Origin of the sequence: Mycobacterium europaeum, from assembly GCF_034555895.2 — a bacterium.
GTDB lineage: Bacteria > Actinomycetota > Actinomycetes > Mycobacteriales > Mycobacteriaceae > Mycobacterium > Mycobacterium europaeum.
Genome location: NZ_CP157315.1, coordinates 3,923,604 through 3,938,388, shown reverse-complemented (window position 1 = coordinate 3,938,388; position 14,785 = coordinate 3,923,604). Strand labels below are relative to the sequence as shown.

11 protein-coding genes are annotated in these 14,785 nt (G+C 71.1%); 6 read left to right on the top strand and 5 right to left on the bottom strand.

Annotated elements, in window-relative coordinates:
- Nucleotides 1-118: 118 nt before the first annotated feature.
- Complete coding sequence (locus U8D42_RS18100) at nt 119-1,066, top strand: class I SAM-dependent methyltransferase (protein ID WP_322858728.1); 948 nt, start codon at nt 119-121, stop codon at nt 1,064-1,066.
- On the opposite strand, the gene U8D42_RS18095 is transcribed toward U8D42_RS18100, so the two are convergent.
- From U8D42_RS18095 to recC, 4 genes are read right to left on the bottom strand one after another with little or no spacing between them, the layout of a single operon-like run.
- Nucleotides 1,063-1,776 (bottom strand): TVP38/TMEM64 family protein, encoded by a 714-nt coding sequence (locus tag U8D42_RS18095; protein WP_322858729.1) that lies wholly within the window; start codon nt 1,774-1,776, stop codon nt 1,063-1,065. The two genes, U8D42_RS18100 and U8D42_RS18095, sit on opposite strands and share 4 nt — an antisense overlap.
- 38 nt (nt 1,777-1,814) lie before the next feature.
- Complete coding sequence (gene recD / locus U8D42_RS18090; RefSeq protein ID WP_322858730.1) at nt 1,815-3,575, bottom strand: exodeoxyribonuclease V subunit alpha; 1,761 nt, start codon at nt 3,573-3,575, stop codon at nt 1,815-1,817.
- Nucleotides 3,572-6,865, bottom strand: a complete 3,294-nt coding sequence (locus U8D42_RS18085; RefSeq protein ID WP_322858731.1) for a UvrD-helicase domain-containing protein — start codon at nt 6,863-6,865, stop codon at nt 3,572-3,574. Before U8D42_RS18085 ends, recD begins: the two co-directional genes overlap by 4 nt.
- Entirely contained in the window at nt 6,865-10,146 is a 3,282-nt protein-coding gene (recC, locus tag U8D42_RS18080) for an exodeoxyribonuclease V subunit gamma (RefSeq protein ID WP_322858732.1), read from the bottom strand. Before recC ends, U8D42_RS18085 begins: the two co-directional genes overlap by 1 nt.
- Nucleotides 10,147-10,230: 84 nt before the next feature.
- On the opposite strand from recC, the gene U8D42_RS18075 reads away from it, so the two are divergent.
- Both U8D42_RS18075 and U8D42_RS18070 read left to right on the top strand, forming a co-directional pair.
- Entirely contained in the window at nt 10,231-11,064 is an 834-nt protein-coding gene (locus U8D42_RS18075; protein WP_085240569.1) for a lysophospholipid acyltransferase family protein, read from the top strand.
- The gene (locus U8D42_RS18070) at nt 11,064-11,498 is read left to right on the top strand and encodes an SRPBCC family protein (RefSeq protein ID WP_085240568.1); all 435 of its coding nucleotides are present in this window, start codon (nt 11,064-11,066) and stop codon (nt 11,496-11,498) included. The genes U8D42_RS18075 and U8D42_RS18070 overlap by 1 nt, the downstream gene beginning before the upstream one ends.
- 18 nt (nt 11,499-11,516) lie before the next feature.
- Here the strand turns inward: U8D42_RS18070 and U8D42_RS18065 are convergent, their stop codons facing one another.
- Complete coding sequence (locus U8D42_RS18065; protein ID WP_322858733.1) at nt 11,517-12,383, bottom strand: cyclopropane mycolic acid synthase family methyltransferase; 867 nt, start codon at nt 12,381-12,383, stop codon at nt 11,517-11,519.
- A gap of 189 nt (nt 12,384-12,572) precedes the next feature.
- Here U8D42_RS18065 and U8D42_RS18060 point away from each other — a divergent pair, with 189 nt between their 5' ends.
- From U8D42_RS18060 to U8D42_RS18050, 3 genes are all read left to right on the top strand, one after another.
- The gene (locus U8D42_RS18060; protein WP_322858734.1) at nt 12,573-13,088 is read left to right on the top strand and encodes a nitroreductase family protein; all 516 of its coding nucleotides are present in this window, start codon (nt 12,573-12,575) and stop codon (nt 13,086-13,088) included.
- Between the two features lie 66 nt (nt 13,089-13,154).
- Nucleotides 13,155-13,610, top strand: coding sequence for a cyanase (gene cynS, locus U8D42_RS18055; protein ID WP_322858735.1), 456 nt, complete (start codon nt 13,155-13,157; stop codon nt 13,608-13,610).
- A gap of 1 nt (nt 13,611) precedes the next feature.
- On the top strand, nt 13,612-14,625 hold the full coding sequence (locus tag U8D42_RS18050) for a patatin-like phospholipase family protein (RefSeq protein ID WP_322858736.1): 1,014 nt from the start codon (nt 13,612-13,614) through the stop codon (nt 14,623-14,625).
- The last annotated feature ends 160 nt before the right edge of the window (nt 14,626-14,785 follow it).

Below are 14,785 nucleotides of genomic sequence, written 5' to 3'. Positions count from 1 at the left end.
ACCCGCTCGCCGGCTCGCCGACAACTTAACGCCGATGCCCGCCGCGCGACAGCTCGCACCCGCCCGGCGCGCGCGTAGGGTCGGTTAGGTAGGCGAGCTAGCGAACGGAGGGCGTGCCGTGGGCAGAACCGACAACGACAGCTGGGAGATCACCGAGAGCGTCGGGGCGACCGCGCTGGGCGTGGCGTCGGCGCGCGCCGCGGAAACGCGAAGCGAGAATCCGTTGATCCGCGATCCGTTCGCGCAGGTCTTCCTGGACGCCGCCGGTGACGGGGTGTGGAACTGGCACTCGGCGCCGCAGCTGCCGGACGAACTCGTCGAGGCCGAACCGGAGTTGCCGCTGCAGATGCGGGCGATGGTCGGCTACATGGCCTGCCGCACAGCCTTTTTCGACGAATTCTTCCTCGCCGCGACGGGCGCGGGCATCCGGCAGGCGGTGATCTTGGCGGCGGGCCTGGACGCGCGCGCGTGGCGGTTGCCCTGGCCGGACGGCACGACGGTCTACGAGCTGGACCAGCCCCGGGTGCTGGACTTCAAGTTGTCGACGCTGGCCCAGCACGGGGCGCAGCCGGCGTGCCACCGCGTCGCCGTTCCCGTGGACCTGCGCCACGATTGGCCGGCGGCGTTGCGGCAGGCCGGTTTTGACCCTTCGCTGCCCAGCGTGTGGTCGGCGGAGGGGCTGATGCCGTATCTGCCCGCCGCCGCCCAGGAGTTGCTGTTCGACCGCGTGCACCAGCTCACCGCGCCCGGCAGCCGGGTCGCGGTGGAGGCGCTGGGACCGAAGTTTCTCGACCCGGAGTTCCGCGCGAAGCGCCGTGAGCGGATGGACCGGGTGCGCGCGCTGATGGCGCGGGTGGACCCCGACCGGGAGGTGCCCAGGACCGACGAGCTGTGGTACTTCGAGGAGCGCGAGGACGTCGGCGAGTGGTTCCGCCGCCACGGCTGGGACGTGACGGTGACCGCGTCCGCCGAGCTGATGGCCGGCTACGACCGAGCGGCGCCCAAGGAGGTCGAGGACGCCGTGCCGGGAAACCTGTTCGTGGCCGCGCAGCGGCCGGACAACTAGCGGCCCTCGGCTTCCGAAGGCGCGCGACGGCCGTGCGTGCGCCACTTCCGGTACCCGCGCCGCGCGGCGACCGCACCGACGGCGGCGGTCAGGCACCACACCGCGATGGCCGAATACGCCAGCCAGGACGACCGATTCGCGATCGACGCCCCCAGCGCGGTGTAGGCGAACGCCCGCGGCACCGAACCGATGAAGGAGCCAACGGCCATCTGCCACAACGGGACTCCGAACGCCCCGAACGCGTAGGAGGCCAGCGCGTCCGACAGGCCCGGGACGAAGCGCTGCCCGACAACCGCCCACAGTCCGCGGCGTTCGATCACCGCATCGATGCGGTCGGCGCGCGCCGGCCCCAACAGCGCCCGCGCGCTGTTCCGCCCGGCCCGACGGCCAACGAGGCTGGCCACGACGGCGGTGCCGACCGTCGCGCCCAGCGTCACGGCGATGCCCAGGACCGGGCCGAACAACAGCCCGCTGCCCGCGGCCAGTATCGAGCCCGGCACGAACACCGCGCCCAGCGCGGCCGACACCACGACGTAGGTCGCGGGCGCGGCGGAACCGGTCGCCGAGACGGTGCGCCGCACGTCCTCGACGTCGATGACGTGTGCGACGGCGACCAGGAAGAACATTGCGAGCAGGAAAGCGGCGAACACCGCCAGCCGCAGGATGTGGGGCCGGCGGGATGGCTCGATCGCGCCGTCGTCGTCAGTCATGTCGATCACGATTCTTCCGTACCGGCATGACGGCGGCGTCAGCCCAGCCCGGCACCGGACTTGAGGCGTTGTCGCAGGCCGCTCGCGCGCACCGCGCGGCGGCCGATGGCGGCCCGTATCGCGCTCTCCGAACCGGCCACGCGCACCTTGGTTTTGGCGCGCGTCACCGCCGTGTAGAACAGTTCACGGGTCAGCAGGCGAGAGCCTTGCGGCGGGAGCAGCACGGTGACCTCGTCGGCCTGGCTGCCCTGGCTCTTGTGGATGGTCATCGCGTACATGGTCTCGACGTCGGAGAGCCGGCTGGTCGCGAACTCCAGCCGCCCGGCGGCACCGGCGATGACCGCCCGCAGCCCCTCTTGGCGGGCGACGACCACACCGGTATCGCCGTTGTACACCCGCAGCCCGTAGTCGTTGGCGGTCACCAGCAGCGGCCGGCCCGCGTACCACTGGGACCACACCGGCAGGCCGCTGTCCTCGGTCAGCCATCGATGGACCTGGCGGTTCCAGTGCTCCACCCCGGAGGGTCCGTGGCGGTGCGCGCACAGCAGCCGGTGCCCGTCGAGGGCCTGCAACGCCGCCGCCTCGGCGCCCAACACGGCGGCCTCCCGCACGCGAAGGGCGTGCGGCACCAGGATCGCGCGCAGGCGATCCGTTGGGTCCTCGTCGTCCACCCAGTCGATGTGATCGCCGCCGGCCCGCAATACCGCGATCGCCCGGTCGGCGTCGCCGCTGCGGATCGCGTCGGCGAGCGCACCGATCGACTCGCCGAACCGGTGCGAGGAGAGCAGCGCGGCGACGCGGCTGTCGTCGCGGGCGGACAGGCCGTCGACCAGGTCCGCCAGCACCGCTCCGGCCTCCACCGACGCCAGTTGATCGGGATCGCCGACCAGGATCAGTCGTGCGTCCGTGCGCACCGCCTCGAGCAGCCGCGCCATCATCGTCAGCGACACCATCGATGTCTCGTCGACGACGATGACGTCGTGCGGCAACCGGTTGGCCCGGTGGTGACGAAACCGCACCGACGTGTCGGGCCGGCTGCCGAGCAGCCGGTGCAATGTCACCGCCTCCAGCCCGGCCAGGCGCCGGCGGTCGGGGGGCTCGAGCCGGGCGACCTCCGCCGCCACCGCTTCGGTCAGCCGCGCGGCCGCCTTGCCGGTCGGCGCGGCCATCGCGATCCGCAGCCCCGGCCTGCCCGACCGGTCCGCCTGTTCGGTCAACAGCGCGAGCAGCCGGGCGACGGTCGTCGTCTTCCCGGTGCCCGGACCGCCGGTGAGCACCGTAACCGCTTGCGACAGCACGATCTGGGCCGCCGCCCGCTGTTCCTCGTAGCCGGCCGGGAAGAGTCGATCGAGGATGCCCGCTTCGACGGACGCCCCGGGCGCCGACAGCGCCAGCAGGTCGACGCAGACCTGGGTCTCCTCGCGCCAGTACCGGTCGATGTACAGCAGGCGATCCTGGTACAGCCGAAGCACCGGGGGGTCGGCGCTCAGGCGGCTCGAACGCACCGACGTCAGCCACGACACCGGCTCCGGCCACGGCAACTCCGGTGCGTCGGCGTCGGCGGCGACGGTCGCCAGGTCGACGCACACCGCCCCGCCCCGCAGCGCACGAACCAGCAGCGCGAGCGCCAGCGCCACCGCGTCGTCCGACTCGCCGGCCAGCGCCGTGATCCGTTGGGCCGCATGCACATCCGCGGCATCCAGCACCCCGGCGCGGTTGAATTCGCCGAGCGGGCCGCCGGCGGCCAGCGCGATTCGGTGATCGTATCGATCCTGGGGAATTTCCTCGGCGGTGCTCATGCGGCGCGCGGCCCGTCGTCGAGCAGATCGGACAGCGCGACCGCCAGCTCGGCCGGCGGGCCCCAGCTGAACACCCCGCAGGGCTGGCCGCCCGGCGCGGGTGTGGCGGCGCCGCACATGCCACGCACGAACAGGTACAGCACTCCGCCCAGGTGCCGCCCGGGGTCGTAACCGGACTGGCGCCACCGCAGGAAGCGGTGGAGCACAACCAGATACAGCAGCGCCTGCAGCGGATAGTCGGAGTGCAACATCGCCTCGGTCAGCGATCCGAAACTGTAGTCGGCCGCGGTGTCACCCAGCAGATTGGTCTTGTAGTCGACAACGAGGTAGCGCTGCCCCGGCAACCGCAGCACGGCGTCGATCGACCCGGAGAGGTAACCGCGCAGCGGCTGGCGGCCCAGCCCGTCGGACCTCAACCGGTCGGCGTAACCGGCCAGGGGATCGTCCGGGGGAAGGTATCGGCCCAGCAGATCGCCGACGTCGGAGAGCCGGATGTCGGTCACTTCCCCACGGATGTCGCCGCCCGCCAGGGGGATCTCGAAGGCCAACTCGCGCAGTCGATCCGGGAGCGCGATCTGCCGCAAGGTGACACCGGGGGCCAAGGGCCCCAGCACCGTGTCGTGCATCGGCACCAGCGCCGAGGCCAGCACCGCGGGATCGGCGTCGACCGGCCACCATGCCGAATGCGTCCGGATCTGCGCTTCCAGCTCGGCCGCTAGGTCCGGGGCGAGCGGGTCGGCGCTCTCCAGCACGGCATGCACCAACGACCCGAACGTCGCACCCGCCGGCAGGTCGGCCATCGGGGAGGGGACGTCCGCGCCGACGGCCGGCGGGATCGCCGCCGGGGTCACCTCGACCTCGTCGTCGCGAGCGCCGGCCTCCGGTTCGCTACCGAAGGCGGGCTGATCGACGTCGCGGATCAGCGCCGAGTACGACGTGCGCCGCCAGGTGGTGTCGATGACACGGTGAAAGTGCCTCACCGCCAGGTTGTTCGGCGGCGCCGTCCCGGCGGGCACGGGCACGGCGGCGACGGCGGCCTCCTCGATCACCGGGCCGCCCGCGGCCTCCCAGGCACCGAAGCAGGCCCGCGCTTGCTCGTCGGAGATCGTCTTCGGCTCGCAGCGGTCGGGCACCACGGCCTCGCCGAGGCGCCGGCCCCGCATCAGCCGCGACAACCCGCCGTTGGGTTCGTCCCAGGACGGCGCCCACCAGGCCACCACCTGCGACTGTGCCCGGGTCAGCGCGACATAGGTCAGCCGGATGTCGTTGCGCGCCGCCTCGGCCCGGCTGAACCGCTCGGTCTCGGCCAGGTCCGGACTCTGCGGGCCGCCGATGTGCAGGCAGCGGACACCGGCGTCGTCGTGAAACATCGGGATGTCGTCGATGAAGACGTGCCGGTTGAACGCGAACGGCAGGTACACGATCGGGAACTGCAGGCCCTTGGCCCCCCACACGGTCATGACCTGTACCGCGGCGGAGTCGCTGTCGATGCGGCGATTGCGTTCCGGGGCACCCCCGGACGAGCTGCTGCGCTCGGCGCATTGCCGGCGGAGCCAATCGCGCAGGGCCGGCAGGGCCAGCCGCTCCCGGTGCGAAACGTCGTGCAGCAGTTGGGCGATGTGGGCGAGGTCGGTCATCGTGCGCTCGCCGCCCTGCTCCGCGAGCACGCGCCGGCCCATCCCGGCCAACTGCGCCGCCTCGAACACCGCCGCCGGCCCGCGCTCGCGCAGCTGGCCGGACCAGTCCCGCAAGGTGGCGGCCACCTCGTCGGTGAGCTTGTCGCCCCCGGCGGCCAACGCGTCGGCCAGCTTGCCGAAGAACACCGTCGCCGCGGCGGCCCGCACCATCCCGCTGCGGTGGGTCTGATCGAACGCGTTGAGCAGGCACAGCCAATCCTCGGCGGCCTGGGACAGGAACACATCCGCGTCGCCGGTGTAGACGGCGGGAATCCCGGCCTGGATCAGGGCGCTCTGGCACGCCCGGGCATCCTCACCCTTCTCCACGATCACCGCCACGTGACCCGGCTCGACCGGGACACCGTCGAACGTGGCGCCGGCGGCCCGCAGGGCGCCGATGTCGGCGGCCAGGTCGGCGGTGATGAAGCGGCGAAGCTCCGACATCGGAATGGTTCTCGACTGGTCGACACCGAACAGGGACCGGTTGACCAGCCGCAGTCGAAACGGCGCGTTGCGCGGCGCGCCGGCCAGCCGGTGCCCGACGAGGCGGGTTTCCACCGCGCCCACGACGATGCCCGGATCGCCCAGCGCCGCACCGCGCAGCACGGTCTGCAGACGCTCGACCAACGCGGTGTCGCTGCGCCAATTGACGTCCAGCGTGCGCCGCTCGCCGGCCGTGCGGGCGGCCTCGAGGTAGGTGTAGATGTCGCCGCCGCGGAAGCCGTAGATGGCCTGCTTGGGATCGCCGATGAGCACCACGGTGGAGTGACCGCCGAACGCGCGCCCGATGACCTCCCATTGAATGGGATCGGTGTCCTGGAACTCGTCGACCATGACGATCGGCCAGCGGGCCCGCATCCGGTTGGCGGCATCGGAATCCTGCGCGCGCAGCGCGGTGGCGAGCCTGCGCAGCAGGTCGTCGTAACCTAGGACGGCGAGCCGGTGCTTGCGCAGCTCCAGCTCGTCGAGCACATCGTTGGCGAAGCGAAGCCGCACCGCGGCAACGGAATCCGCGTCGGGCCGTTGCGGCCGCAGTTCGGCGCACGGGTCGCGGACCACCGCGCGGGCCAGCGCCAGCGCGTCGGGGTGACTGAGCGCGGCGTCGTCGCGCTCCGATGCGAACCGGGCGAGGTAGAGGTCGTCGACGATCTGGGTGAGCAGGTCCTCGAGGCTCTCGACCAGCGTCACCCCGGCGTCGGTGTCACCGGCGACGCCGAGGGATTTGAGCACCATGCTGCAGAACTCGTGGGTGGTGGCGATGGTGGCGGCGTCGAACCCCGCCAGCGCGTCCCGAAGCCTGCGGCAGCGCTGGTCGCGGTCGGCGGCGCTGCCGCGCATCAGGTGGGCCACCAGCTCGTTCGGGGCGTCGGCCGTCGGATCGCACAGCGCGGCAACGGTTTGCGAGACCTGCGCGCGGACCCGTTCGCGCAGCTCACGGCTGGCGGCGCGACTGAACGTGATCAGCAGCATCTCGTCGAGGGTGGCCACGCCCTCGGCGAGGTAGCGGGTGACCAGACCGGCCAGCGCGAAAGTCTTTCCGGTGCCGGCGCTGGCCTCGAGCACCGTCGTGCGTCCGGGCCCGGGCAGCGGGCCGAGCAGGTCGAACCGATCCATCAACGCACCTCCGAGCGAAGCAGCGGCAACCACAGCCGCGCTGCCAGCGCGCCGAGGCGGGAGTCCTCCCCGGCGACCTCCTCGCCGAGATGCGGCGCGCCGAGCAAGACGCTGAGCGGCGCCCGTTTGCCCCAGACCTTTTCGTGCGCGGGCTCGGCGTCCTCGCCGTGGAAGTTGTTCTGTGACTGCCAGCGCCAGCCGGCCGCCCGCACCGGGTCCCTGCCGCCGTGGCGGGCGTCGGCCCAGGCGAACGACGTTCGTACCGGCAGCGGCAGCGGCTCTCGGCGGCCCGCGTCGTACAGGCGCACCAGGTCGCGGATCGTCTCACCGGGATCCGCCGGCGGTCCCAGCAGCCGCTGTTCGATGCGGTGATCGGTTCTGGCGCGACCGATGCACAGCGCCGTCCAGCCGCGGCCCGGCATGGCGGTGCTCGAGGCCAGCAGCGGAATCCACGACTCCATCAGGTGTTTGCCACCCAACTTGGAATAGGTGACCGACACCGTGCGCTCGGCGAAGACGGGTGTCACGGTGCCGGTGAGCCGCCGCCCGGCGCCGAGGTCCACGTCGACGTCGTAGGCGTCGGCGTCGGCCTGGCGGTGCCGCAACGCCGTGCGCGCCAAATCGGCGGCCTGGTCGCGGATCTCCACGGCCTTGCGCATCCCCAGGCGGCCGGGCGGCAGCGTGCCCCGTCGCCACTCTGCGTTGGCGGCGGTGTCCGGGTGCATACCCCGCAGCATGTCGCGAAGCATGCGATCGCCGACGGTCCACTCCGCCAAACTGTCGATCTGGACCGGCATCTCGTCATCGAGGTCCTCGACTTCCCAGGGCAGCGCGTAGTCCAGCGCGCGGAAGAAGCCCTTCACCGGGTCCCGGAAGAAGGTGAGCAGATCGGCCAGGGCGACGTCGTCGCGCGGTGGCTCGGGCAGCGGGTCGGCGAAGAACGGGCGGCCGGCGTGCCGGTCGCCGGCGGCGGCCTCGGCGGCCACCAGAGCGGTGGGGTCGAAGGTGAACGGCCGGCCCGGGACGAGCTCGCCCGGGGTGACGTTGCGAATGTCGAACGGCTGCAACGGATGATGCACGACGACGCGCTCGCGCACGCGCTCGGTCGTCGTCTGGTCCAGCGCGTCGAGCAGCTCGGACAGCGGCACCGCCGGCGGCCGCGGATGGCCGGTGTGCTCGTCGTTGCCGGTGTAGGTGATCACCAGGGTCTCGGTGGCCGCGCATACCGCGTCCAGCAGCAACTGTCTGTCCTCCGAACGAATGTCGCGCTCGCCGGTCATCGGTGCCCGTGCCAGCGCGTCGTCGCCGTCGGGCCGGTTGAAGCGGGGGAAGACGCCGTCGTCAAGTCCGACCAGGCACACCACCCGGTGGGGAACGGAACGCATGGGCACCATGGTGCAGACGGTCAACGTGCCGGTGCGGAAGTTCGCGCGCGTCGGCCGCCCGGCCAGGCGACCGGCCAGCAGCGCTCGCACGTCGGGCAGGCGCATCATGGTCGAGTCGCGGGAGCCGGCCTGCTCCAACACTTTTGCGAACTCATGGCGGAGCTGCCCGGTTTGCCACGCGTCGCCGGCGCCCACCCGGGTGAGGGCGGCGACCCCGCCGGTGAGCGCGTCGATCCACTCGGTCAGGGGCCGCGGTCCGGCCAGCGACTCGACCGCGCCCTGCAACCGGGAGACGTATTCGGCCAATCGCCCGGCCAATTCGACCTTGTTGCTGCCCACGTCGTCCAGCGGCAGCGCGGTGTTCAGCCAGGCCCGCGAGTCTTCGGACATCGCGACGCCGGTGAGGATGCGGTCGAGCCCGAAACGCCAGGTGTTGTGCAGGATGTGGTCCAGGCCGTAGGGCGCCCGCTGTTCCTTGTCGAAGCCCCACCGGACGCCCGATTCCCGCACCCACGCCGTCATCGAGTCGAGGTTGTCGTCGGTGAACCCGAAGCGGGCCCGCACCGGCGGGGCCTGCGCCAGGTTCAGCACCTCGGTGGCCGTGGCGCGGCCCCCCGCGATGCCCAGTAACTGCCCGGCCACCGCGAGCAGCGGGTTGGTCTGGGCGGGGGACCGGTCGGCCAGGCGCACCCGCAGCCGGTGCGCGGGGTGGCCTTCTCCGGCCAGGTCGCCCAGCCCGAAAGCGGCGACGATCAACGGGGCGTACGTCTCGATGTCGGGGCACATCACGACGATGTCGCGGGGCTCCAGCGTCGGGTCGTCTTCGAGCAGCCCGAGCAGCACCTCGCGCAGCACGCCGACCTGCCGGCCCGCGCCGTGGCAGCTGTGCACCTGCACCGAGCGGTCGGTGGGCGACGGTGTGCGGCCCGCCGGCCGGACCGCGTTGGCGGCGATGTCGGACTGCAGCCAGCCCAGCAGGGTGTCGGATGCTGTTGTGGCGCAGATGAACTCATCCGTCGCCGGTTGGACCGGCAGGGTGCGTTGCAGTTCGCGGACGTCGCGGGCGAGGGTCTCCAGCAGCGGGTGGTGGGCCGCGCGCCGGCTGTCGTCGTCGCGACGCCGCACCACGCCATGAACACCGGTCAGCCCGCGCCACAACCGGTCGCTGGGGTGCGGCAGCCACAGGTGCAGGTCGTGGTGGTCCGACACCGCCTCGAGGAGTTCCACATCGGTCCGCGACAGCCGGGTGTGGCCGAACAGCGACAACCGCGCGGGCAGGTCGGCCGGGCCTTCCCGCAGCCGGGCGATCGTGTGCCGATGGCGGATGTGTGGGGGATCGGCCGGGACGAGGGCGGCCACCGCGCGCCACAGTTCCGGCTGCCAGGCCAGGTCGGGGTCGAGGTCGCCCGGTGCACCGCCCAGCCAGTCGGCCAGCAACTGCGGACGCTGGCTTGCGTACGAGGCGAACAATCCGGCCAGCCGCCGCGCCACCGAATAGCGCCTGGCGCGGCGCAGTTCCGCCTCGGGCCCCGTGTCGAAGTGGCCCAAATGCGTTGCCAGCGTTCGGCACCAGGGCTCGTCCAGGGCGCCGTCGATCGCCTCCAGCAGCGGCCAGGCGAGGGCGTCCGGCGACCACGGATCGGCGTCGGCGGCGCCGGTGATCTCGGCGATCAGCGAGCCGGGACTGCGAAACGCCACCCCCGCGCACACGCCGTCGCCGCCCCGGGAACGGCCGAGCACGTGTGACAACCGTTGACTGAGCCAACGTTCCACGCCGCGCGCGGGAACCAGCACCAACTCTTGGGCGAACGGGTCGGTTTGCGGATTGGCCAGCAGGGCCCCGAGAGCGTCGGCAAGGACATCGGTGCGTTCGGCACGGTGGAGATGAAGCGCCATTGCGGTGCAACGATAGACCCCCGCACCGACACCGGGCGACGAAAGCCCCTCCACCGGAGGGCTCCGCTGTGCCAGGCTGACACCATGGCGACAGTCGCGGATGCCATCGGGTGGGTGGGCAGGCAGATCGCCGACCGGGTGCCCAAGGCGGACCTCGACCAGCGCGACCCCGACTTCATCCGGGACCAGTTACCGGCCACCTGGCTGGTGGCCTCGCTCTATTTCCGGGCCGACGTCCGCGGACTCGACCGCATCCCCCCGCACGGGCCGGTGCTGCTGGTCGGCAACCACAGCGGCGGCAACGTCCCGCCCGACACCTTCGTGTTCACCCTGGCGTTCTGCTCCTACTTCGGTGTGGAGCGCCCGTTCTACCAGCTGGCGCACAACCTGGTCACCCTGTACCCGCCGCTGCGCTGGCTGCGCAAGTTCGGCACCGTGGCGGCCAGCCCCGAAAACGCCCGGCTCGCTTTGGAATCCGGCGCCGCGGTACTGGTCTACCCGGGCGGCGACTACGAGGTCTTCCGCCCGTCCTGGCAGCGGCACGTCGTCGATTTCGGTGGCCGCCAAGGGTTCGTGCGGCTCGCGCGCGAGACCGGCGTGCCGATCGTCCCGGTGGCCAGCGTCGGCGGGCAGGAGACCGCGCTCTTCCTCGGCCGCGCGCAGTGGCTGGCCAAACTGCTGCTGCTCGACAAGGTGCTCCGGCTCAAGAGCGTGCCCATCTCGCTGGCGCCGCCGTGGGGGCTCAACGTCGGCGACCTGCTGGGGCACATCCCGCTGCCCGCCAAGATCGTCATCGAGGTGCAGGAGCCGATCACCGTGGGCGACGACGACCAGGCGGTGTACGACCAGGTGATCGCCAGCCTGCAGGCCGGCGTGGACCGGCTTGCCGCGCAACGCCGATTCCCGGTGATCGGCTGATGCGCGTCGAACGCCGGATCGTCGTCGACGCCGACCGCGACACCGTGTGGACGGTGCTCAGCGACCCGGATCGCTACCCGTCGTTCCTCCCGCACCTGGAGCGCTGGGAGACGCTGACGGAAGGTCCGGTGCGGGTGGGCGCCCGCTACACGGTGCTGTGGAAGATCGGCTCGATCCCGGTCGGCGGCGTCGCCGAGGTCGTGGAGTTCGATTCCGCGCGGGACCTGGCCTGGATCAACATCACCGGCGTGACGCAGCGCGGGCGGTTCCGCCTGCGCGACGCCGGGCCCGGCCGAACCCGCGTGACGTTCCGGCTCGCCTACAGCTCCGAGGGCGGCCTGCTGGGCCTGATCGCGGACCGGGTGGCGGCCTTCTGGGTCGGCCGCTCACTCGACGAGAGCCTGAAAAACCTGCGCCGCCTTGTCGAGTCGTAGGGCCGGTGAGCCCCGTCCCTACTTGGCCAGCGTGAACTGGTTGATGTCGATGTAGCCGTCCCGGAATGCGTCGGCGCACCCGGTCAGATACCTCATGTACCGCTGGTAGACCTCTTCGGACTGGATCGCGACGGCCTCGCTGTGGTGCGCCTCGAGCGCCGCGGCCCACAGGTCGAGCGTGCGGGCGTAGTGCAGCTGCAGCGACTGCCTGCGGGCCAGGTTGAATCCCATCTTCGACGCGTGGAACTCCACCATCTCGATCGGCGGCAACTGACCACCCGGGAAGATCTCGCGGGCGATGAAGTCGTTGAAGCCGGCCTGCTTCTCGGTCATCGGCAGGCCGCGGGCGGTGATCTGCTCCGGGGTCAGCATGGTGATGGTGTGCAGCAGCATCACCCCGTCGTCGGGCAGGACCCGGTAGGCCATCTGGAAGAAATCGTCGTAGCGGTCGTACCCGAAGTGCTCGAACGCGCCGATGGAGACGATCCGGTCGACGGGCTCGTCGAATTGCTCCCAGCCCTGCAGCAGCACCCGCCGGCTGTGCGGGGTGGTCATCGCGTCGAACATCTTCTGCACGTGCGCGGCCTGGTGCTCGGACAACGTCAGCCCGACGACGTCCACGTCGTACTTCTCCAGCGCGCGGCGCATCGTGCCGCCCCACCCGCAGCCGACGTCCAACAGCGTCATCCCGGGCCGCAGGCCCAGCTTTCCCAGCGCCAGGTCCATCTTGCGCAGCTGCGCCTCTTCGAGCGGGATGTCGCGCATGCGGTCGAAGTACGCGCAGCTGTAGGTCATGGTGGGGTCGAGGAACAGCCGGAAGAAGTCGTCGGACAGGTCGTAGTGCGCCTGGACGTCCTCGAAGTGCGGCGTCAGGTTCTCTGCCATGCCGGCTACGCGCCTTTCTGAATCGGGGCCATTCAGCTGGACACGAAAGGGGGGCGCAGCTGGTTCACCACGGCTTCCCGAATGGGCCGGAATCAAACTTTCAGCGCGCATATCCGGGGAATTCCGCCGACGTTACCCCCGTTTACCCGGAGTCGGCTGGGGAATGAGCTGGAGCTGAGGAGGGCACGCATGGAGGCTTGGGACGCGATCCGCGCCCGGCGCAACGTCCGGCAGTACAAGCCGGACCCGGTTTCCGAAGACGACCTGAACCGCATCGCCGAGGCCGGGTGGCGGGCGCCGTCGGCGAAGAACCGGCAGCCGTGGGACTTCGTGATCGTCACCGACAGGGCTCAGCTGCACGAGCTGTCGACCGTCTGGCAGGGCGCCGGGCACATCGCCGGCGCCGCCGCGGCGATCGCGATCGTCGTGCCCGTGCCGCCCGACGAACGCCGGGTGGTCACCGACAACTACGACGTCGGGCAGGCCACGATGGCGATGATGATCGCGGCCACCGACCTGGGGATAGGGACCGGGCATTCGTCGGTGGGCGACCAGCAGAAGGCGCGGGCCATCCTCGGCGTTCCCGAGGACCGGCTGGTGGCCTTCCTGCTCGGCGTCGGCTATCCCGCAGACCGTCCGCTCGCCCCGATCCGCACCCCGAATCGGCGCCCCTTCTCCGAGGTCGTCCACCACGGCCGGTGGTGACGACCCCCGCGGCGCCTCAAGGTTCCGGCGCGGCGCGGCCGACCCCGTCCGTGCAGACTTGGGGCCATGAACAGACATGAGATCACCGAGCAGATCGTCCTGGCCCGACTGAGGCTTGGCCTGACGTGGCAGCAGCTGGCCGAAGCCATCGACCGGCCGGTGCTGTGGACCACCTCGGCACTGCTCGGCCAGCACCCCATTCCCGCCGAGCTGGCCCGCATCCTCGTCGAGAAGCTGGGCCTGGACGAATCCGTGGTGCCCGTGCTGGCGGCGGCCCCCATGCGTGGCGGGCTGCCCACCGCGGTGCCGACCGATCCCACCATCTATCGCTTCTACGAGGCCCTGCAGGTCTACGGCGGCGCCATCAAGGAGCTGATCCACGAACAGTTCGGCGACGGCATCATGAGCGCGATCAACTTCAGTGTCGACCTCCAGAAGAAACCACACCCGTCGGGCGATCGCGTCGTGGTGACTCTGGATGGCAAATTCCTTCCCTATCAATGGGTTTCGGCGAACGACTGAGATGGCGGCCGAGAAGAAGCCGGTAGACCTGGTCCTTTCCGGCGGCGGCGTGAAGTTCATCGGCCTGGTCGGCGCCGTCGGCGGGCTGATGGATGCCGGCTACACGGCGTATCGGGTGTCGGGCGTTTCGGCGGGGTCGGTGGTCGCGGTGATCTCGGCGGCCGCGTCCAACGGCGATCAACTGACCAGCGGTCAGGTCAAGGAGCTCGCGCTGTCGGTGCCGTTGCGCAAATGGCGCGACGCGGGGCCGTTGCCCGTCGTCGGCTCCGCGTGGGGGCTGGTGCACGACACCGCCATGTACCGCGGCGACTTCGCCCACGACTGGATTCGCAGCGAGCTGAAGAACCTGGGGGTGGTCACGTTCGGTGATCTGGCCATGGACGACGACGAGCTCCCACCGGAACGGCGCTACCGGGTGGCGGTCACCGTCGCCGACGTCACCGCGGCGCAGCTGGTACGACTGCCCTGGGACTATCGCCGGCTCTATGGGCTCGATCCCGACGAGCAGCCCGTTGCCGACGCGGTCCGGGCCTCGATGGCGATCCCGTTCTTCTACCCTCCGGTCGCGCTGACCAACACCATGGGGCTCAGCTCCTGCCTGGTCGACGGGGGCGTCCTGTCGAACTTCCCGATCGACTCGCTGGACCGCACCGACGGCAAGCCGCCGCGCTGGCCCACGTTCGGCATCACGGTGATGCCCAAGCTCGCCGAGGGCATCGACCAGGTGTTCCCCGCCCTGCGCCCGCTGCGCTTCCTCAAACAATCCGCCCTGCTGCAAAGCCTCTTCACCACCATGATGGTCGGCCACGATCAGGCCCAGCTGAGCCTGCCGTGGGTGAAGTGCCGCACCATCGGCGTCGCCTCCACCGACGTGAGCGTGCTCGACTTCGGCATCTCCCGGGGCCGCCTGGAAGAGCTCTACGACAGGGGGTATGCGGCGGCGCAGGATTTCTTGTCGACCTGGGATTGGCCGGCGTATCGGGAGCGGTTCCGCCGCGTCGACGTAGTGAAGTGACGCCTCGTCGCGCACGTGTCACACTGGCCGCGAGGAGGCGAAGGGAACGCGGTGGCGGCGGGCAGCGGCCACCGCGTTCGCCGTTCAGGTCATCAACACCTGCGGTGACAGCTCGTTGAGCATCGCGTTGGCCCAGCGCATTTGGCGCAACGTCTCAGGA